Origin of the sequence: Corynebacterium freneyi (assembly GCF_030408835.1) — a bacterium.
GTDB lineage: Bacteria > Actinomycetota > Actinomycetes > Mycobacteriales > Mycobacteriaceae > Corynebacterium > Corynebacterium freneyi.
On the sequence record NZ_CP047357.1, the window covers coordinates 52,372 to 71,280 of the forward strand.

Below are 18,909 nucleotides of genomic sequence, written 5' to 3' on the forward strand. Positions count from 1 at the left end.
GCCCACGAACAGTCATGCGCGCCCCGCCGCCACTGCGCCGCCGGGGCAGGGAAGGACGAAATGTACCCCGAGATCAGCCCCCAGGAGTCCGCGCCCCGGCCCCGCCGGGATGTGATCATCCCCGCCGCCGACGGTCTGCTGCTGCGCGGCACCGTTTTCCGGCCGCAGGACAACCCCGGGGCGATTCGGGGCGTCATCACGGTTCACGGCGGCACCGGCGTGCCGGAGGGTTTCTACCACCGCTTCGCCGAGTACGTCGCCAACCAGGGCATCGCCGTGGTCACCTACGCCTACCGCGGCACCGGCCGGTCGGGCATGAAGTCCGACCCGGAAAACGCCGACATCCGCATGTCCGACTGGATCACCGAAGATGTCCGCGGCGTCATCGGCTGGGCGCACGACGAGTTCGAGGGCGTGCCGCACTTCGCCGTGGGCCACGCGGTCGGCGGCCACGGCATCGCCTACGCCGGCCCGGAGGGCACGTTCGATGCGGCGGCGCTGGTCAACTGCCGCGGCATGCGCATCTCCAAGGTGCCGTCGCTGGTGGGCAAGATCCGCGCGTTCGCGCTGTTCAACATCATCGGCCCGATTTCGGCGACGCTGACCGGCCACATCCCTGCGTCGCGGTGGAAGCTGACGCAGGAGCCGCCGCTGGGCGTCATGCGCCAGTGGGCGTCGTGGGCGCGGAAGAACGACTACTTCTTCTCCGACCCGGAGTTCGACTTCGCCGCCCGTTTCGCCCGTGCGACGCAGCCGTTCCTGTCGATCCGAATCCCGGACGATTACTGGACGGAGGAGTCGTCGGCGGATCTGATCACGGATCGTCTGACGGGTTCGGCCGGCGTCGAGAAGCGTCAGGCCCGCCCCGCGCGCGGCCAGGGCGTCGGCTACGGCGGGTACTTCCGCAAGGGCCACGAGAAGGAGTGGGACGAGCTGATCGAGTGGTTCGAGTCGAAGGTGTAGTCCCAGGTCAGGCTTGTGCTTGACGACGCCCGGCGTGGTTCGCGCCGGGCGTTTTCCCGTCTTCGGCCCCGAGTGCGTTCGCCGCGCTATTCGTCCCAGAGGCCGGAGCAGCCGCGGCGCCACGATCCGGCGAGGTGGCCGTCGACCATGCCGATGGCCTCCATCAACGCGTGCGCGGTCGTCGGCCCGACGAACCGGAAACCGCGTTTCTTCAGTGTCTTCGCCAGCGACGTTGCCGCAGGTGAAGTGGCCGGAATCTCCTCGACGGTGGTGGGTCGCGGCGTCGTCTCCGGCAGGTGCGACCAAATCAGCGCCGGCAGGCCGCGGGCGGGCGGGGGGAGACCGGCTCGTCGTAAAGCGGTGCGCACATGCGGGGGCAGCTCGTCGGGCAGGGCCCGCGGATCGTCGGCGTCCCGGAGCGTGACGACGGCCCGCGCATTGCCCACCGCCGCCACGATCTTGGCCCTGTTGCGAACGATGCGGGCATCGGCGACGGCCGCGGCGACTGCGGCGTCATCCATCGCGGCGACGCGGTCGGGGTCGAAGCCGTGGAAAACGTCGCGGAACGCCGGGCGTTTGGCCAAGATGACGTCCCACGACAGGCCCGCCTGAAACGCCTCGAGGCTCAGGCGCTCGAACAGCCCCGTTTCGTCGAGGATCGGCTCGCCCCATTCGGAGTCGTAGTACGCCAGCAGGCGTTCGTTGCCCAGCGCCCACGGCGTGCGCGGGCGACCGTCCGGGCCGATGGCGGGGCCGGTGCCGGGGGAGGAGCCGGCCGCGTCGGGGGAGGTGCGTGGGGCGTCGTCGGGCATGGGCCGATGGTACGTGCCGGGACGGCGAACCTACGGGAGCGTAAGCTGTGAGCATGCGAACCGACGCTTCCGATGCCCGCAACGTGGATCCCGACGCCCGCCCCGGCGGTCGGCCTCGCATCGAGCTGCAGCCGCACGTGCCAACCGGCGGCTCGTCCGTCGCGTCCGAGCACGGGGCCGAGCAGGTGTCGGGTCGACGTCGCCGCCCGCCCTTCGACCGCGGACCCCGCCCGCTCATGCGCGGCGTGCTCCACGAACGATCGACGTGGGGCTTCCTCGGATCGGGCATCGCCCTGATCGTGGTCACCGCGGTGAAGCACGGGGTGGGCATCGCCACGTGGATTTCGGCGCTGTACGTCGTGTGCCTCCTCGGGTCGATGGCGGTGTCGGCGGCGTACCACCTGGTGCCGTGGCGCAGCGCGGCGGCGGTGCGCATGTGGCGTCGCGCCGACCACGCCATGATCGCGGTGTTCATCGCCGGCACCTATGGCCCCGTGTCGGTGATGGCGCTGCCGCCCGAACGCGCCGCGCTGCTGCTCGGCCTGTGTTGGGCGGGGGCGTTGTTCGCGGTGCTGCTCAACGTCGTGTGGGTCAATCACCCCAGGTGGTTGGGTGTTTCCGTGTACCTGTTGCTGGGGTGGCTGGTCATCTGGGAGGCTCCGAACCTGTGGAACGGGCTGGGGCCGGCCATCACGATCCTGCTGGCCGTCGGCGGTTTGATCTACACCCTCGGTGCGCTGGTGTACGCCCTGAAGTGGCCGAACCCGTCGAGCCGTTTCTTCGGGTTCCACGAGGTCTTCCACGCCGCGACGATCATCGCCGCGACGCTGCATCACATCGCCATCTGGTTGACCGTCGCAATGTAGGCGCCGCATCGCCCGCCGCGCCTACCCTGAATCCCATGGCAACCGCACTGTTCGATTCACCGCTCGGCCCGCTGGGGCTCGCGGCGTCGGCCCGCGGTCTGGTGGAGGTGTCGCTGCACGGGCGCGTCGCCCCGCACGGGCCGGAGGACGACCCGGCGGCGCGGGCGATCCTCGACGAGGCATGCCGCCAGCTGCGCGAGTACTTCGCCGGTGATCGCCGCGTGTTCGACGTGCCCTTCGACGTCGACCTCGGCGACGGTTTCCGCGGTCGCGCCCTGACCGCGCTTGGCGACGTCCCCTTCGGCCACACCATCACCTACGGCGGCCTGGCGGAGGCGGCCGGGTTCCCGAAGGCGGCGCGGGCGGCGGGCACGGCGTGTTCGACGAATCCGCTGGCGGTGTTCATCCCGTGTCATCGCGTGGTGCCGGCGTCGGGTGGAATCGGGAAGTATGGCGGCGGGGAGTCGATGAAGCGCGCGCTGCTGGAGCTGGAGGGGCTGCACATCTGACGAGTGTGCGCGACCGGGCCGGTGGCGCACATTTGTCGGGTCTCTCGGCCGTCGGGCCGTCGACGCTGACATATGTTGATGTATCAGCTAATATTATGTGCATGTTCGACAACGCCGATTCCGCCAGCAACACCACCGCCGCCACCACCGCCACCACCGACGCCGCCTTCCGCGATCGCTTCGACGCGATGGTCCGGTCGCGCCGGGCGAACCGCGAATTCCTCCCGGACGCGCTGCCGGAGGACGAGATCACCGATTTCCTGGACGTCGTCCTCAGGGCGCCGTCGGCGTTCAACATGCAGGCCCGGTCGATCGTGCGCGTCGAGTCCCCCGAGGTCCGCGCGGCGGTGCACGAGGCGGCCCGCAGTCAAAAGCAGGTCCTCCAGGCCCCGCTGGTGTTGGCGTTCATCGCCGAGCCCGACGGGTGGGAGGACACGTTCGACGAGGTCGCGGCGCAGTATCTCGCGTCGGGCCAGTGGGACGACGCCGCTGCGGCCGCCAAGCGCGCGGGCATCGCCGAGTTCCAGAAGGTCCGCCGCGATCTCGGCCGGTCCCGCGAGTACGCGATCCGCGACGCGATGATCGCGGCGTCGTTCGCCATGCTCGCGGCGGAGGCCCGCGGGTGGGCGTCGTCGCCGATGACGGGCTTCGACGAGGAGGCGCTCAAGGAGGCCCTCGGCGCCGGCGATGCCGCCCGGGACGTGTCGGTTGCCCTGCTGCTGGCGGTGGGCCGCCCCGCGGGTGCGCCGCGGGATCCGGGCCGGTTGCCGCTGGAGCGCCGCGTCTACGTCGACCGGTACCCGCTGTAAAAAGCGTGACGACGGCCCGCGCGTGGGCGGACCGTCGTCAAGCGGGAAACTAGCGGGACAACTCCGCGGCCAACTCGACGGCCTGGCGGATGGCGCGCTTGGCGTCGAGCTCCGCGGCGACGTCGGCGCCGCCGATGACGTGGATGCGGGGATCCTCGGCACCGGCGCCGAGGGACGACCGGTCGGACTCCTGGCCGGTGCAGACGATGATGTTGTCGACCTCGATGACCTTCTGCTCGCCGTCGATGGTGATGTGCAGGCCGTCGTCGTCGATGCGGTCGTAGGCGACGCCGACGTACTTGTGGACGCCGGCCTTCTTCAGCTCGGCGCGGTGCACCCAACCGCTGGTCTTGCCCAGGCCCTTGCCGATGGGCGTTTCCTTGCGCTGCAGCAGATGCACCTCGCGCAGGGGCTTTTCCGGCACGGGCGTGCCCACGCCGCCGGGGGCCTCGGCCGGGTCGACGACGCCCCACGCCTTGCGCCACTCCTCGAGGGTCTGGTTCGGCTCGCGGGTGAGGTACTCGGCGACGTCGACGCCGATGCCGCCGGCGCCGATGACCGCCACGCGCTGTCCGGCGGTGCGGCGGCCGGAGAGCAGCTCGTCGTAGAGGATCACCGAATCGTGGTCGATGCCGGGGATTTCGGGGACGCGGGGGACGACGCCGGCGGAATAGACGATGTGGTCGAACGGCTTGGTCACTTCGTCGGCGGGGGACGGCGCAAACGACGGGTCGGTGTCGGCGACATCCCGCTTTGCGACGTCCGCGGTGTCCCCGCCGGCGTCGTGAAGCTGATCCGCCGTGGCCCGGTGACCGAGGTGGACCGGCACGCCCAGGACCTCCAGGCGGCGGGTGAAGTAGCGCAGCGTGTTGGCGTACTCCTCCTTGCCCGGGATGGCGGCGGCGAGGCGGAACTGGCCGCCGACGGCATCGGACGCCTCGAAGATCTCGACGTCGTGGCCACGGACGGCGGCGGCCTCGGCGAAGGCCAGACCGGCGACGCCCGCGCCGATGACCGCGACGCGCTTCGGCGTCACCGCCGGACGGGGAGTGAGCTCCAGCTCGCGGCCGGCGACCGGGTTGACCATGCACGACACCTTCTTGTTGGCGAAGGTGTGGTCCAGGCAGGCCTGGTTGCACGCGATGCAGGTGTTGATCTCGTCGGCGCGGCCATCCCGGGCCTTCAACACGAAGTCGGGGTCGGCGAGCATCTGGCGGGCCATCGACACCATGTCCGCCTGACCCGAGGCGAGGATGTTCTCCGCGACGCCCGGGTCGTTGATGCGGTTCGACGCGCACACCGGCACGTCGACGGTGGCCTTCAGGCGGCCCGTGAGTTCGGCGAACGCCGCGCGCGGCACCGACGTGACGATGGTGGGCACGCGGGCCTCATGCCAGCCGATGCCCGTGTTGAGCAGGTCGACGCCCGCGTCGACGAGACGGCCGGCGAGCTCCTCGGTCTCCTCCCACGTCTGACCGTCGGCGACGAGGTCCTGCAGCGAAATGCGGTACTGCAGCAGGAAATCATCGCCGACCTCGGCGCGGACGCGGCGGACGATCTCGATCGGCAGCGACATGCGGCGCCGCGCGGACCCGCCCCACTCGTCGGTGCGGTGGTTCGTCGCCCGGGCCAGGAACTGGTTGAGCAGGTAGCCCTCCGACCCCATGATCTCGATGCCGTCGTAGCCGGCGCGTTTGGCCAGCTTCGCCGACCGGACGTAGGCGCGGATGGTGCGCTCGACGTCGAACCCGTACATGCGGTGCGCCTTGAACGGGGTGATCGGCGACTGCGTCGTATCCGCCGAACGGATGAACGGGTGGTAGCCGTAGCGGCCGGCGTGCAGGATCTGCAGCACCACGTGCGCGCCGTGCGAATGGACGGCGTCGGTGACGCGGCGGTGGTTGTCGGCCATGCGCTTCGACGCCATCATCGAACCGCCGGGCAGCAGCCAGCCCTCCACGTTGGGGGCGTAACCGCCGGTGACCAGCAGGGCGGCGCCGCCCTCGGCGCGTCGGGCGAGGTAGGCGGCGAGCTTCGGCAGGTCGCGGGTGCGCTCTTCGAAGCCGGTGTGCATCGAGCCCATCATGACGCGGTTGCGCAGGGTCAGGGGCCCCGCCTGAATGGGCGACAGCAGGGTCGGGTAGTCGGTCGTGGGTGCCGGGCCGGGCATCGAGGTGGACATGTATGTCAGTATCTCATTTTTTTGCCGAGAATGTGGTACGAATCACGAAAATTTCGCGGCGGTGAAGCAAGGCGGTGAGGCACGGCGCTGCCGCAGTGGTGAGGCGCATCGGGAAGCACCGGTAGCCTCGTCGGAGGAAGAGGAAGGGCCACGTGAGGCAGAAGAGGACGATGTGGGGTCGGCGCAGCATGTTGAAGCTGCTCGGCTTGGCCGCCGTGGGCGCCACGGCCGGGGTCGTCACGGGCCGTGTCGTCGACGTCGCCGACACGGGTGCAAGCTCTGATGGCCCGGCCTCCCGCGCGGTCGGCGGGTCCCCGTCGGCCGCCGCCCCGGCTCCTGCCCCGCCGGGCCCACGGGTGCTGCCGACGATCGTCGATTCCGGTTCGCCGAAGACCATGCGCATGACCTACGGTGCCGATCCGCGCCAGTTCGGCGACTTGCACCTGCCCCCGGCGATGGTCGAGGGGGTGCCGGCGCCGACGACGCCCGCCGCACCCGCGCAGACTCCCGCCCCGAACGCCGCGCGCGCGGTGCCGCTGGTCGTGATGATTCACGGCGGCGGCTGGATGGACTCGTCGACGGCCGCCGGCACCGCGCATCAGGCCGAGGATCTGGCCGATGCGGGCGTGGCGGTGTGGAACATCGAGTACCGCGGCACGGGCGGCGCCGGTGGTTGGCCGCGGACCTACGAGGACGTCGCCGCCGCCATCGACGTCATCCCGTTCCTCGCCGATGCGTCGCCCGTGCCGTTGGACCTGGGTCGCGTGGCGGTGACCGGGGTCAGCGCGGGAGGCAGTCTCGCCGCATGGGCGGCCAACCGCGAGGCGCTTCCCGACGGCGCACCGGGAGCCCGCCCCATATTCCCCATCCGCAACTGCGTGGCCATGTGCGGCGTGTACGACCTGGCCCGCGCAATCCGCTGGGGAGACCCGTACATCCGCCCGCTGCTCGGCGGCACGCCCGAGGAGTATCCGGACCGCTACCGCAACACCTCGCCGATCGCGTACATGGCGCGCAACGTGCGGATGGTCATCCTCCACGGCCGCAATGACTCGGTGGTCGACGTGCAGCAGGCCATCTCCTTCGAGGCGGCGTCGCGGAGAGCACGTCGGCCCGTCGCCATGCGGCTTTTCGACGATGCCGCCCACTCGTCCTGGAGCGACCTGGCCGGCCCGCAATGGCGCGCGGCGAAGGAGGCCATCCTCCACCTGGTGGCGTAGCGGGGGAGAGTCGCCGGGAGTTCCCGCGGGAGCTTCGGTGGGATGACGCGGTGGGATGACGCGGTGGCATGTTCCGTTCCGCATCGCCACGCGCTCGCGGGCGCGGGGGCTGGCGGCGGCCGCGGGCATCGTCGCCGGCATCGTCGTGTGGCTGGTGCTGACGCTGGCGGGCCTGGGCGCCCTGCTCGCCGCCGCGCCGTGGGTGTTGTCCGCGCTGCAGATCGCCGGCGGCGCGTACCTGATCTGGATGGGCGTGTCCGCCGTGAGGGCGGGCGCGCGCCAGTTGCGCTCCGGCGGCGGGTCGCCGCTTCCGCCCAACGACGCCCACCTCTCCGCCGATCCGCCCCCGCGTGGCCCCCGCCCGGAGTCGGCGGGCCCGGATCGACGGCGCCCCGGTCTGCACGGCGCGTTTTTGCAGGGCCTGTTCACCAACCTGTCGAACCCCAAGGCCGTGATCTTCTTCGGCGCGGTGTTCTCCCGCTTCGTCACCCCGGGGATGGGGTTGGCCGACCAGATCCTCATGGTCGTCGTCCTCGCCGCGGTGTCGCTGGCCTGGTTCGGCGGCGTGGCGTGGGGCCTGGGGCTGCCGCGCTTCGCCGATACGCTTCACCGCGCCGGACCGTGGATCGACGTCGTGTCCGGGGCGGTGTTCCTGGTGCTGGCCACCGTCATCATCGCCGAAGGCGTCGCCTCGCCGTAGGGGCCGCCCCGGGAACGCCGGAGGCCCCCGGACGCGCAACCATCCCCGGTGATCGCACGTCCCCCGCGCCACAGGGGCGGCGTTCGCCCGACGCACGCCGGTCACCCGCTGGTAGGAAAGACGTAACCGCCTTTCGGGGCGCGATCAGCCGTCGTCAAGCAGCACGAATCAGCACAAGGAGAAAAGCAATGGCACGACCCGTCGCAGTAGTCACCGGCGCATCCTCGGGAATCGGCGCCGCCACCGCCGTCGCACTCGCCGCCGCAGGGTACGACGTCGTCATCGGCGCGCGGCGCGTGGACAAGCTTCGCGACGTCGCCCGGCGCATCGGCGACGCCGGAGGAACCGCCACCGTCGTCGAACTCGACGTCACCGACCAAGCCGCCGTCGACGCCCTCGCCGCCGAAGTGGCGTCGTGCGACGTGCTGGTCAACAACGCCGGCGGCGCATGGGGCATGGAATCCGTCGAAGACGCCGTCGAAGACAAGTGGCGCTGGATGTACGAGGTCAACGTGCTCGGCACCCTCCGCGTCACCCGCGCCCTGCTGCCCGCCCTCAAGGCCGCCAAGGGCGCCGTGATCACCATCGGCTCCATCGCCGCCCGCCAGAACTACCCCGGCGGCGCCGGCTACAACGCCGCCAAGCACGGCGAACGCGCCCTGACCGAGGTGCTGCGCCAGGAAATCGCCGCCGACGGCGTTCGCGTCACCGAAATCGACCCCGGCCGCGTGCACACCGACTTCTCCCTCGTCCGCTTCGACGGCGACGTCGACAAGGCCGAGCGCGTCTACCAAGGCGTCGAATCCCTCACCGCCGAGGACGTCGCCGACGTGATCACGTTCGTGGCCACCCGGCCCGCGCACGTCAACATCGACTTCCTGCAGCTGACCCCCATCGACCAGGCCGGCAACGCCGCCCCGAAGCCGGTGAAGTAGGCGTGGGTGCGAGCGAAACCGGTGCAAGCGGAGCGGATTCGAACCGGGGAGGCGCGAACGGAGGCGATGCGACGGCGGCGCAGCGTGCCGGCGGCCGACCGATCGCCCTGATCACCGGCGCGTCCCGCGGGATCGGTCGGGCCATCGCGCGCGACCTGGGCCACGACCACCACGTGCTGGTCGGGTCGACGACGCCCGAAGGGGCGGCCGCCGTCGTCGCGGAACTGCCGTCGGCCGAGCCGTTCGCCGCCGACGTCACCGACCCGGAGGCCTTGGCCGCCGCGATCGACGCCGCCGGACTCGGGGGAGAGGTCGGTATCGACGTGCTCGTCCATTCCGCCGGTATCTGGGCCAAGAGCAACGTCGCCGACGCCGACCGCGATGAATGGTCGCGTCTGCTGGACGTCAACGTCGTGTCCGTCGTCGATCTGACCCGCCGTCTGCTCCCGGCGTTGCGACGGGCGCGCGGCACCGTCGTGGCCATCAACTCCGGCTCCGGCTACAAGTCCGGCCCGGGACTCGGCCTGTACTCCGCGTCGAAGTTCGCCCTGCGCGCCGTCACCGATGCGCTCCGCGAGGAGGAACGCGACCGCGTGCGGGTCTCCTCGGTCCATCCGGGCCGCGTCGACACCGACATGCAGGTCCAGATCATGGGCGCCGACGGCTACGACGGGACGAAGTACGTCCACGTCGACTCCATCGCCGCCGCCGTGCGACTGTGCGTCGACGCGACCGAGGACTGCATCGTGGAGGAAGTCACCGTCCGTCCCAGGAAGTAGAGCGCGTTGCGGTCACGCGCCCCCAAACCACGGGGTCCACACCACGGGGTCGGTCGTTTTTCGGCGCGAAACCACGGGGTCGCCACTGATCCCGTGTTTTGGACCCCGTGGTTTGGGGTGGGGTGGTGGTCCCCGTGTTTTGTCGGCCCCCTTCGGGCCGTTTCAGGCTTTACGACGGCCGTCGTCAAGCATCTCTTTCTTGGATGGTCGGCGGCGACCCGGCGGATGGAGACCGCGTGAGAAGCAGCCGGAAGGAGCGCGCCCGGGTGGCTGGAGACCGCGTGAGAAACAGCCGGCAGGAGCGCGCCCGGATGGCTGGAGACCCGATGGAGGCGTCTGGAAGCACCTGAATACGACAAATGCAGCCTCACGCCGGGTGAACGCCGGTATAACCCCAGGACGAGAAATCCAGAGGCTGCATTTGTCGACTAACTGCTGTGTGCCGGTAGATTGTGAACGTTTCCTACCGGGCCATCACCACATCCGGCGATAGCCACGGTCAGGCAGAAGAAAGGGCAGGCAGTCCCTGCGAAAAAGAGGGAAGGCCCCCACCTGCAAAAACAGGTGAGGGCCATTGCGGACCAGCAGGACATTGAACCCGCCTCGGGCGCTGCCCGACGGCGCGCCCCGGCGGTCGGCGTCGGCCAACCCACCGGGGCACGACGGCTAGTTCTGGTCCGGGACCGGCAGCAGACGCGGCACGACCTTACCGGTGGCGTTGCGGGGCAGGTCGTCGACGAAGTGGATGTGCTCCGGCACCGAGTGCTCGGCGAGGTTGTCGCGGACGATCTGGCGCATCTCGTCCGGATTCAGCGCCTCGCCGGCCTGGTTCTTCTTGCGGATGACGAACGTGTGCAGCTCGGCCAGCAGCGTCTTGGTGTTGTTCACGCCGACGGTGTGCAGGTCCTCGACGCCATCCAGGGCACCGAGCACCTCGTCGACCTCGCGGGGGAAGGTGTTCTCGCCGCCCTTGATCACCATGTCGTCGGAACGACCGCAGACGTAGAGGAAGCCGTCCTCGTCGATGCGGCCCAGGTCGCCGATCTCCAGCAGGCCGTCGAAGGTGCGGAACTTGTCGCGGCCCGCCGCCAGGTAGCCGGTGAACGACAGCTCCTGCGCGGTGTGGATGCGGCCGACCTCGCCGGGGGCGACCTCGTTGTCGTCGTCGTCGAGAATGAGCACGCGGGCACCGATGGCCGGGCGGCCGGCGGAATCAGGGCGCTCCGCCAGCTCGGGGCCGGTGGCGATGGACGTCAGGCCGGCCTCGGTCGAGCCGTAGAAGTTGCAGACCACCGGGCCGAAACGCTCGGTCAAAGCCGTCACCAGCCACGCCGGGATGGCGTTGCCGGAGGAGATCATGAACTCGAACGGGCCCGGGTTCGGGCGCGGGTTCTCCTCCAGGTGGTCGTTGAGGATGCGCAGGAAGATCGCCGCCGACACCAGGCCGTTGACGCCGTACTTGTCGAACAGCTCCAGCGCCTTCTTCGGCTCGAACTGGCGCTGGGTGACCAGCGTCGCACCGGTGGCCATGGCGATGATGACGTTCGCCCAACCCCAGGCGTGGAACATCGAGGCGGACTGGTGGATGACCATGTTGCGGCGCCACGGAATGCGGTCCGTGATGGCGCCGAGGGTCGCCGGGGTCTTCGGCTCGTTGCGCAGAACGCCCTTCGGAATGCCGGTGGTGCCGGAGGACATGATGATGATGCGGCCCTGCTCGGGGCGCTCCTCCAGTTCGGAGGTGCCGTCGGCGTCGATGAGGTCCTGCATGAACACGTAGTTGTCGGGCAGCTCCGGGCGGTTGTCCGGGTCGGAGACGTGCGTGACGACGATGGTGCAGTCGCCGATGTCCTCCGGCACGCGATCGAGGAACTCCTCGTCGATGAAGAGGTAGTCGGTCTTGGTCTCGTTGAGCAGGCCGGAGATCTGGTGGGCGGACGAGCCGATGTTCATGATCATGATCTCGGCGCCGAGCAGGCCCTTGACGGCCATGGGCAGGATGATGCCGCGGCCGTTGCGGGCGACGATGCCGAAGCGGGAGTGCGAGCCCATGCCGCGGTCCTTCAGGGCGCGGGCCAGCGCCCACGCCTGGTCGCGCAGCTCGCCGTAGGTCAGCTCACCCTGGTCGTCGACGAGCGCGAGGCGATCCGGGTAGCGGTGGGCGCTCATGGTGATCAGGCCGCCGACGGCGAAACCCCACCGCTTGATGCAGTTGACGCAGAAAGGCACCTGCTTGGGCGTCATGTACAGCGCACCCGACTTGATCAGGGGCCGCAGAGACTTCGCGATCGCCTGCAGCTTGAACGGCAGCGGCAGGCGGGGCGAGGCGTTGATTTCGGCGGTCATGGTCTCTGTTCCTCCAGTGGGGTTTGCGGGCTGGTCGCTTCGCCGGGGAAACGGCGTTGGTCAGCGGGGCGCGCGGGCGCCATCTAGTTAGTGAGTCAAACTAATACGGGTCCGGAGGGATCCGCAATAAGTGGCGCGGCACACACACGTGCTACAGGGGTCATCGGTTTGTGGACCGGAATGTTACGCCCCGGTCACGGAACGGGTGCGATTAGGGTCGGATTTGGGTAACTCTGGCCCCATTCGTCACTTGGGTTGCAGCCTAACGCACGACGGCACATCGGGCGACGGTTGGCCGAAAAATTCCGTTCCCCAACCGAAGTGATCTCGGCTTTCCGGGGTTCCCTTTCCGCTTGACTTCGGGTTCCTTTCCGCTTTACGACGAACCCACCCCCGGGCGGTTCGCTCCGGGGGTGGGACAGGCCGTGATCGGGGACGACGCTAGCGGGGGTCGACTCCGGCGTCGTCGAGCATCGGCACGGCCACCAGGGCATCGGGGATGGCGAAAGCGTCGACGAGAACATCCGCCCACGGACCCAACGAGTCGACGAGATCGTTGATCGCCGCGCGCACCGCCTTGGTCCGCTGGCCGTTGAGCACGTTCTGCTCCTGGTACCACCCCGAGTGGGCGTTGATGGTCGACAACGCGAACAGCGTACGGACCTGCTCGAACACGTCCTTCACCGGCGAGCCGTCGTCAAGCGAGGCCTCCGCCTCGACCAACGCTTCCAGGAGCATCGAGTCGACGCGCGCCCACCCGCAGGCGATCAGGTGATCCTGGGCGGCGTCGACGGCCTCGACCGCGTCCTCGACGTCCATCTTCTTCGCGCCGCTCAAACGACGCGCCAGGGACTTCAACAGGCTCGACTCGCGATCCCCGAAAAGCTTCACCTGGTAGCCGGCGTCGAAGATGTCGGTCTCCTCGCGATCGGTGACCCGATCCATCAGCGACTGCACCGAACGGGCGATCGGCGTGCGCCGGCGCAGGATGTCGCCGACGTTCTCCACTCCGAACCGCAACATGCCCATCGGATCGAGATCGGATAGGCCGCGGGCGTACGCCGTGATCAGCTCCTTGCCCACCATCTGGATCAGCACCGTGTTGTCGCCCTCGAACGTGGTGAACACGTCCGAATCGTCCTTGAACACGGTCAGCAGATTCTCCGCCATGTACCCGGCGCCGCCGCACGCCTCGCGGCACTCCTGGATGGTGTCCGTGGCATGACGGGTGGCGGCGGCCTTCACCGCGGCGGCCCGCGACTCCGTCTCCCGCTGCTTCCACTGCTGCTCGTCGGTGGGCTCGGCGACGTCCCACTCGCCGGCGGCGATGAGCTTCTCCTGGGCGTCGAGACGCTCGATGATCTGGTTCTGCAGCAACGCCAATGCGTAGGAACGGCTCAGCCGCGGCAGCAGACGCAGCCGGTGCGAACGGTGCTCGATGAGGCGCTTCTCCTGGTCCGGCACCCCCTCGAACTGGCGGCGACGGGTGGCGTAACGCAGCGCGATGGTCAGCGACGAACGCGTCGCCGCACCAGCCGCCGCACCGACGGAAACCCGGCCCCGGATCAAGGTGCCCAACATGGTGAAGAAACGACGGTTCCGGGATTCGATCGGCGACGAGTAATTGCCGCGCTCGTCGACGTCGCCGAAGCGGTTGAGCAGGTTCTCGCGCGGCACCCGCACGTTGTCGAACATCAGGGTGCCGTTGTCCACGCCGGGCAGACCGCCCTTGTAGCCGTGGTCGCCGATGGTCACCCCCGGCATCGGGTTGCCGTCCTCGTCGCGGATGGGCACGAGGATGCAGTGCACGCCGTGCGACTCCGCTGGATCGTGGTTGGCGTCGGTGGCGCTGCCCGGGGTGTGCAGCTGCGCGAACACCGCCGCCATGCGGCCGTGGCGGGCGGCGTTGCCGATGTAGGTCTTCTCCGCCGACAAGCCGGGGGAGTGGACGACGAATTCGTCGGTCTCGGCGTCGTAGGTGGCGGTGGTCTCCAGGTTCTGCACGTCGGAGCCGTGGCCGCGCTCGGTCATGGCGAAGCAGCCGAGCAGGTCCAGGTCGATGATCCGCGGCACGAGGTGCATGTGGCGCTCGCTGCCGAGGGCTTCGACGGCACCGCCGAACAGGCCCCACTGCACGCCGGATTTCACCATCATTCCCAGGTCGGCGTGGCCGACCAGCTCCATGCCGGTCAGCGCCGCCCCGAGTTCGCCGGTGCCGCCGTGGGCTTTGCTGAACACGCCCTTCGGCATGCCGGTGTCGCGCAAACGCTCGAGGCGGTCGAGGATCGAATCGCGGGCCTCGTCGAGCGGCAGGCCGATCTGCGGGCGGAAGAACTCGTCGTCGAGCATGGCGCGGACGCGTTCGCGTTCTTCGGCGTACGCGCCGTCGAGGATCTTCTGCAGTTCCTTCGCCACGGCGGGGTCGGCGGTGGCGGGCAGTTTCGCGGGGCCCTTGCCGACGGTGTCGGGTTTGTCCTTTTTATCTTTGGTCTTGTCTTCGTCGGTGCCGTTTACGGCGACGTCGTCGCCGTGCTTCGAGGGTCGGATGGCGTCGTCGGTGGTGTCCATGGCACCACGTTACCGGCGCTCGGCGATCGTGCCCTCCACCAGCGCGGCCAGCGCGTCATCGTCGACCGGTTCGCAGGTGCCCAGCCACCGGTCCAGCGCATCCCGTTCGGCCGGCGTCACCCACAGTCCGTAGCGGTGCTTCACGGCGATTTGCCGCGCCACGTATTGGCAGCGGAACGCAGAATTCGGCGGCAGCCATGTCGCGGCGTCGCCGTCGCCCTTGCGTTGGTTGGAGGGCCCGTCGACGGCGAGGAGGTTCAGCGGGTCGTTGGCGAATGCCCGCCGCGCATCCTCGTCGAGCCCCTGCGCGCCCTTCTGCCATGCGTCCGACATGGCCACGATGTGGTCGATCTGCACGGCGCTCGACGTCGCCGATCCGCGTTGGAACGGGATCGTCGCGCCGGTGAACGGGTCGTGCAGCGTGCCGGACAGTGCCACGCAGTCGTTGGTGTTCGGTTTGATCACCACGTCGACGAGGTCGCGCCGCAGGATGTCGTTGCGCGTGTCGCACCCGTTGTGTCCCAGCGTCACCGGCACGTCGTCGGACCAGCGCTGTCCGAACAGGTCCCGGTCGTAGCCGGTTTTCGGTGCGCGTCCCTTGACGGCGAGGGCGTCCAGTTGCGCGCGGATGTCGGCCAGCGGCCCCGCTTCAGTGCTTGACGACGCCTCGTCGTCTCCGCCATCCGCCCCGTCATCGGGTGCGGCGTTCGGGGCGAGAGGCGCGGGATCGACCGGCGCAGGGTCGACCGGATCGGAGTCGGGCGGTGCGGGGGCGTCCGCGTCCACGGCGGACGACGATGATGGGCCGAGAAGCTCCGGCATCGACGTCGTCAAGCCATCGTCGTCGACCATCGAACAACCCGAAAGAACCACGCCCGCCGCGGCAATGGCGACGGCCGCGCGGCGTGGGCCGACGAAAAAGCGGGAACGAGACGACATGTCGCGACCATAGGACACCGCCCGGATCGCATGGCGAGCGGGCGGCCGAACATCGCACGTATGCTCGGCGCCATGATCATGACCACCACCCCCACCATCGAAGGCCGTCAGATCGCCCACTACATCCGCATCGTCTCCTCCGAGGCGATCTCCGGCGTCAACATGTTCAAGGACATCGGCGCCGGCTTCCGCAACCTCGTCGGCGGCCGCGCCGAAACCTACGAAAAGGAACTCGGCAACACCCGCGAAACCGCCCTGGCCGAGCTCTACGAACGTGCCCAGGCGCTGGGCGCCGATGCCGTCGTCGGCGTCGACATCGACTACGAAGTCCTCGGCACCGACAACGGCATGCTCATGGTCACCGCTTCCGGCACCGCCGTGAAACTGGCGTAACTCCCGGGCTCGGGTCCCGGCGCATCGGGTCCCGGTCGTGCGGGGCCCGGCCGCTGCTCCACGATCACTCCACGATGACGTGGCCCCGCGCGCCCATTTCCGCGTGCACCATCTGATGGTCGACGAAGGTGTACGTGCCCGGCTCGGGGAACCGCGCCTCCACGTACCCGCCCTGCGCCGCGCCGAGGAACAGCGCCTGGCCCCCGCCGGCGCCGTCGTCAAGCGTGAGCGCACCCTCCTTGAACATGCGGTGGAACTGCGTGCCCACGATGTGGAAGCTCATGCCCTTGTTCGGGCCCGCGACGAGCAGCCAGAACCGCACGGACTCGCCCGCGCGGACGCGGATGGGGTGCGCGAGGTACTGGTCGGGGTAGCCGTTGAAACGGTACGCATCCGGGGTTTCCGCCATGACCTTGTCGGCGTCGGGGCCGGCCTCGCCCCAGTACCCCTCGGACTGGACCAGCAGCACCTCGTGGTCGACCTCGGGCAGGCCCGGCGGGTCGATGATCACCGCCCCGTGCATGCCCGCGGCGATGTGGTGGCTCATGGGCACGGTCGCGCAATGGTACAGCCAAATGCCGGCGTGCTCGGCGCGGAACCGATACTCCAGGCGCTCACCGGGCGCGATGTCGCGCATCGGCTCGTCGGGCGACACCATGCCCGCGTGGAAGTCCATGGAGTGGGACATCGATCCGTCGTTGATCAGCGTGACGACGAACTCGTCCCCGACCTTGCCCCGCAACGTCGGGCCGAGCGGAGCGCCGTTGAAGACCCAATGCTCCTGCTCGATCCCCGGCGCCGCGTAGCCGGTGAATTCGCTGGCCCGCAACGTGATCTCATGGACGTCCGTGTCGGGTGCGGCGTCGAGAATCGGGTCGATGGTCGGGGAGTCGGGCCCGGGGGTTGCGCCGACCCCGCCGAGGGCGCCGGGGGTCGCGTGGCCGGGGGCCGTGCCCGTGTGGGATTCGTCGGCGGAGCCCCCCGCGGAGCCACCCGCATCGACGACCAACGTCATGCCCATCTGCCGGTGGCCGGCAATGGTGCACCAACCGTCGACGTCACCGGGCACGACCGGAAGCTCGATGGTCGCGGATTCGCCCGGGGCGACGCGGCCCGTGTCCTGGCCGGTGGCCAACCGCAGGTCGTGGACCTGGGTGTCGGCGTTGACCATGGTGATCACCAGTCGGTCACCGGGATTGGCTTCGATGACGTCGGGTTCGTAGGCCATGTCGCGGGCGGTGACGGTGATTTCGACGGTCTCCCCGGTCGGCGTGACGTCCGCGGCCGCGGTGATCCCGCCGGAACCGCCCGCGCCACCGGACAGGGCGACGCTGACGGTGGTGACCAGCGCCAGCACCGCCAGTGCCGCCGTGGTCTGCGTTCCGAGGCGGCGGGAACCGGTCGACCGTTCGGTCGCGACGAAGGTGGAGGAGGTCTTGGCGACGCCGCCGGCCGCGGCCGTGTCACGCCGGATCAGTTCAATGGGCTCGCCACGGGTCGTGCGGGCTTTCAACGCCGTGAACTGCGCCTTCGTCGCCCGGGCGACGAGCGGCAGGTAAGACGCGAACGCGACACCGACGAGCAGCGAAAGAGCCACCTTCGTCCACGACGGCAGCGGCATCAGCCACAGGGCCAGACCGCCGTTGATGATCGCCCACCGGAACGCGCCCGCGCGGTCCATCTCGGCCATGCCGGCGCCGACCGGGCCGGAGCCGCCGCCGATGGTGGCGGGCAGGAGCTGGCTCATCACGCCGATGAGCAGCTGTGCGCCGAATCCGATGAGCAGGGGCAGGGTCAGCGCCGAGATGACGAACCCGTCGTCGAGGGCCATCACCGACGCGACGATGAGGGTGCCGATCAGCCACGCGACCGCCGCGGCCACCGACAGCGCCGGGTACGACAGCCGATCACGAGGGTCCTTCGCCACGGCGATGACGTTGTGCGCCCACGGCACGGCGGCGATGATCCACCCGGCGGCGACGATCGCCAAACCCGCCGACGCGGCCCAATTCACCTCGGTCAGCGCTCCCACGGTGGTCACCGCAATGCCCGTCACCTGCGTCAACAGCGACGCCTTCGGGTGGGAGTGCGGTGACATCCGGGTGCGCCACAGCCCCGGGAACATCGTGATCAGCGTGCCCGACGCCGCCAGGCCCAGGAAGCCGATGAGGTTCACGGCCTCGTGGGCGAGCAGCAGGCCGTCGTGAAGCGAATGGCCGGCAGGCGTCGCCAGCAGTGCGCCGAACGCTGCGCCGACCGGCAGCAGGCACGCCGATGCGACGTAATGCGCGACGGAGACGGCGAACGGGCGGTCGCGCCCGGCGACCAGATCGCGGCCCAGCGACACCGCGTGCCACGCCACGGCCAGGCCGACGATGGTCGCGCCGGCGGTGGTCACCGGCCACCAGTCGCCGAGCTTGCCCGCGATGGTGACCACGATGCCGCCGTTGAGCAGATAAATCCGCGCAAGTTGGACGCGCCGGGCCTCCTCCGGGACGTCGACGCGCAGCAGCCTTTCGGTGAAATGCCGGCCCCACACGAGGATCGAGTTGGTCACCGCTCCAAGCGTGAACAGGTGGACCATCAGCCAACGGCCCTCGGCGAGGAAGGGGTGGGTCATCGCGGCGACGATGATCGCCGCAAACCACCACCGCACCGGTCGACCCGCCTTGCGATGCCAGGAGACGCGGGTGGGGCGGGAGTTTTTCGGGCGCGGCGACATGCCTCAAATAATACGCAACAAAGATGCGGAATAAAATGTTTGCGATCACGCGAGGCCGGTCGTGCGGGGCGCGGCGTGGAGGGCGACGGGCGATCGCCTGTCAGTCGGAGTGAAGTATATTTACCTGGATAACGGGGATCGGCCCCGGACCGGCTGCGAAGGGGGG

General features: G+C 69.6%; 15 protein-coding genes. 9 read left to right on the forward strand and 6 right to left on the reverse strand.

Going from position 1 to position 18,909, the window contains the following annotated elements:
- Nucleotides 1-60: 60 nt before the first annotated feature.
- Complete coding sequence (locus CFREN_RS00240) at nt 61-963, forward strand: alpha/beta hydrolase family protein (RefSeq protein ID WP_209651488.1); 903 nt, start codon at nt 61-63, stop codon at nt 961-963.
- An 86-nt stretch (nt 964-1,049) separates the two neighbouring features.
- Here CFREN_RS00240 and CFREN_RS00245 read toward each other — a convergent pair whose 3' ends face one another.
- Complete coding sequence (locus tag CFREN_RS00245) at nt 1,050-1,775, reverse strand: DNA-3-methyladenine glycosylase I (protein WP_209651486.1); 726 nt, start codon at nt 1,773-1,775, stop codon at nt 1,050-1,052.
- A 236-nt stretch (nt 1,776-2,011) separates the two neighbouring features.
- On the opposite strand from CFREN_RS00245, the gene trhA reads away from it, so the two are divergent.
- From trhA to CFREN_RS00260, 3 genes are all read left to right on the forward strand, one after another.
- The gene (trhA, locus tag CFREN_RS00250; RefSeq protein WP_209654457.1) at nt 2,012-2,641 is read left to right on the forward strand and encodes a PAQR family membrane homeostasis protein TrhA; all 630 of its coding nucleotides are present in this window, start codon (nt 2,012-2,014) and stop codon (nt 2,639-2,641) included.
- Nucleotides 2,642-2,676: 35 nt separating this feature from the next.
- Nucleotides 2,677-3,150 carry a methylated-DNA--[protein]-cysteine S-methyltransferase gene (locus CFREN_RS00255; protein ID WP_209651484.1) on the forward strand — a complete coding sequence of 158 codons (474 nt, stop codon included), beginning with the start codon at nt 2,677-2,679 and terminating at the stop codon, nt 3,148-3,150.
- A gap of 101 nt (nt 3,151-3,251) precedes the next feature.
- Nucleotides 3,252-3,959: a nitroreductase family protein gene (locus CFREN_RS00260; RefSeq protein ID WP_209651482.1), complete on the forward strand. Its 708-nt coding sequence runs from the start codon at nt 3,252-3,254 to the stop codon at nt 3,957-3,959.
- A 49-nt stretch (nt 3,960-4,008) separates the two neighbouring features.
- Here the strand turns inward: CFREN_RS00260 and CFREN_RS00265 are convergent, their stop codons facing one another.
- A complete protein-coding gene (locus CFREN_RS00265; RefSeq protein ID WP_224370933.1) occupies nt 4,009-6,141 on the reverse strand; it encodes an oxidoreductase in 2,133 nt (710 codons plus the stop codon).
- 152 nt (nt 6,142-6,293) lie between these two features.
- Here CFREN_RS00265 and CFREN_RS00270 point away from each other — a divergent pair, with 152 nt between their 5' ends.
- From CFREN_RS00270 to CFREN_RS00285, 4 genes are all read left to right on the forward strand, one after another.
- Complete coding sequence (locus CFREN_RS00270; RefSeq protein WP_209651480.1) at nt 6,294-7,361, forward strand: alpha/beta hydrolase family protein; 1,068 nt, start codon at nt 6,294-6,296, stop codon at nt 7,359-7,361.
- A gap of 55 nt (nt 7,362-7,416) precedes the next feature.
- On the forward strand, nt 7,417-8,061 hold the full coding sequence (locus CFREN_RS00275) for a LysE family translocator (RefSeq protein WP_209651478.1): 645 nt from the start codon (nt 7,417-7,419) through the stop codon (nt 8,059-8,061).
- A 188-nt stretch (nt 8,062-8,249) separates the two neighbouring features.
- Nucleotides 8,250-8,996 (forward strand): SDR family oxidoreductase, encoded by a 747-nt coding sequence (locus tag CFREN_RS00280; protein ID WP_209651476.1) that lies wholly within the window; start codon nt 8,250-8,252, stop codon nt 8,994-8,996.
- Between the two features lie 2 nt (nt 8,997-8,998).
- Nucleotides 8,999-9,775 (forward strand): SDR family oxidoreductase, encoded by a 777-nt coding sequence (locus CFREN_RS00285; RefSeq protein WP_342356246.1) that lies wholly within the window; start codon nt 8,999-9,001, stop codon nt 9,773-9,775.
- A 666-nt stretch (nt 9,776-10,441) separates the two neighbouring features.
- Here CFREN_RS00285 and CFREN_RS00290 read toward each other — a convergent pair.
- From CFREN_RS00290 to CFREN_RS00300, 3 genes are all read right to left on the reverse strand, one after another.
- A complete protein-coding gene (locus CFREN_RS00290; RefSeq protein WP_070519687.1) occupies nt 10,442-12,121 on the reverse strand; it encodes an AMP-binding protein in 1,680 nt (559 codons plus the stop codon).
- Between the two features lie 441 nt (nt 12,122-12,562).
- Nucleotides 12,563-14,689 (reverse strand): acyl-CoA dehydrogenase family protein, encoded by a 2,127-nt coding sequence (locus tag CFREN_RS00295; RefSeq protein WP_083291208.1) that lies wholly within the window; start codon nt 14,687-14,689, stop codon nt 12,563-12,565.
- A 9-nt stretch (nt 14,690-14,698) separates the two neighbouring features.
- Nucleotides 14,699-15,628: an HNH endonuclease family protein gene (locus tag CFREN_RS00300; RefSeq protein ID WP_244979462.1), complete on the reverse strand. Its 930-nt coding sequence runs from the start codon at nt 15,626-15,628 to the stop codon at nt 14,699-14,701.
- Nucleotides 15,629-15,700: 72 nt separating this feature from the next.
- On the opposite strand from CFREN_RS00300, the gene CFREN_RS00305 reads away from it, so the two are divergent.
- Nucleotides 15,701-16,021 carry a heavy metal-binding domain-containing protein gene (locus CFREN_RS00305; protein WP_070519740.1) on the forward strand — a complete coding sequence of 107 codons (321 nt, stop codon included), beginning with the start codon at nt 15,701-15,703 and terminating at the stop codon, nt 16,019-16,021.
- A gap of 64 nt (nt 16,022-16,085) precedes the next feature.
- On the opposite strand, the gene CFREN_RS00310 is transcribed toward CFREN_RS00305, so the two are convergent.
- A complete protein-coding gene (locus CFREN_RS00310) occupies nt 16,086-18,743 on the reverse strand; it encodes a multicopper oxidase domain-containing protein (RefSeq protein ID WP_209651474.1) in 2,658 nt (885 codons plus the stop codon).
- Nucleotides 18,744-18,909: the final 166 nt, after the last annotated feature.

What these genes read in the sequence shown, in the direction of transcription:
- CFREN_RS00240 (WP_209651488.1), top strand. Translation starts at nt 61, where the DNA reads ATGTACCCCGAGATCAGCCCCCAGGAGTCCGCGCCCCGGCCCCGCCGG.
- CFREN_RS00245 (WP_209651486.1), bottom strand. Translation starts at nt 1,775, where the DNA reads ATGCCCGACGACGCCCCACGCACCTCCCCCGACGCGGCCGGCTCCTCC.
- trhA (WP_209654457.1), top strand. Translation starts at nt 2,012, where the DNA reads ATGCGCGGCGTGCTCCACGAACGATCGACGTGGGGCTTCCTCGGATCG.
- CFREN_RS00255 (WP_209651484.1), top strand. Translation starts at nt 2,677, where the DNA reads ATGGCAACCGCACTGTTCGATTCACCGCTCGGCCCGCTGGGGCTCGCG.
- CFREN_RS00260 (WP_209651482.1), top strand. Translation starts at nt 3,252, where the DNA reads ATGTTCGACAACGCCGATTCCGCCAGCAACACCACCGCCGCCACCACC.
- CFREN_RS00265 (WP_224370933.1), bottom strand. Translation starts at nt 6,141, where the DNA reads ATGTCCACCTCGATGCCCGGCCCGGCACCCACGACCGACTACCCGACC.
- CFREN_RS00275 (WP_209651478.1), top strand. Translation starts at nt 7,417, where the DNA reads ATGACGCGGTGGCATGTTCCGTTCCGCATCGCCACGCGCTCGCGGGCG.
- CFREN_RS00280 (WP_209651476.1), top strand. Translation starts at nt 8,250, where the DNA reads ATGGCACGACCCGTCGCAGTAGTCACCGGCGCATCCTCGGGAATCGGC.
- CFREN_RS00290 (WP_070519687.1), bottom strand. Translation starts at nt 12,121, where the DNA reads ATGACCGCCGAAATCAACGCCTCGCCCCGCCTGCCGCTGCCGTTCAAG.
- CFREN_RS00295 (WP_083291208.1), bottom strand. Translation starts at nt 14,689, where the DNA reads ATGGACACCACCGACGACGCCATCCGACCCTCGAAGCACGGCGACGAC.
- CFREN_RS00300 (WP_244979462.1), bottom strand. Translation starts at nt 15,628, where the DNA reads ATGTCGTCTCGTTCCCGCTTTTTCGTCGGCCCACGCCGCGCGGCCGTC.
- CFREN_RS00305 (WP_070519740.1), top strand. Translation starts at nt 15,701, where the DNA reads ATGATCATGACCACCACCCCCACCATCGAAGGCCGTCAGATCGCCCAC.
- CFREN_RS00310 (WP_209651474.1), bottom strand. Translation starts at nt 18,743, where the DNA reads ATGTCGCCGCGCCCGAAAAACTCCCGCCCCACCCGCGTCTCCTGGCAT.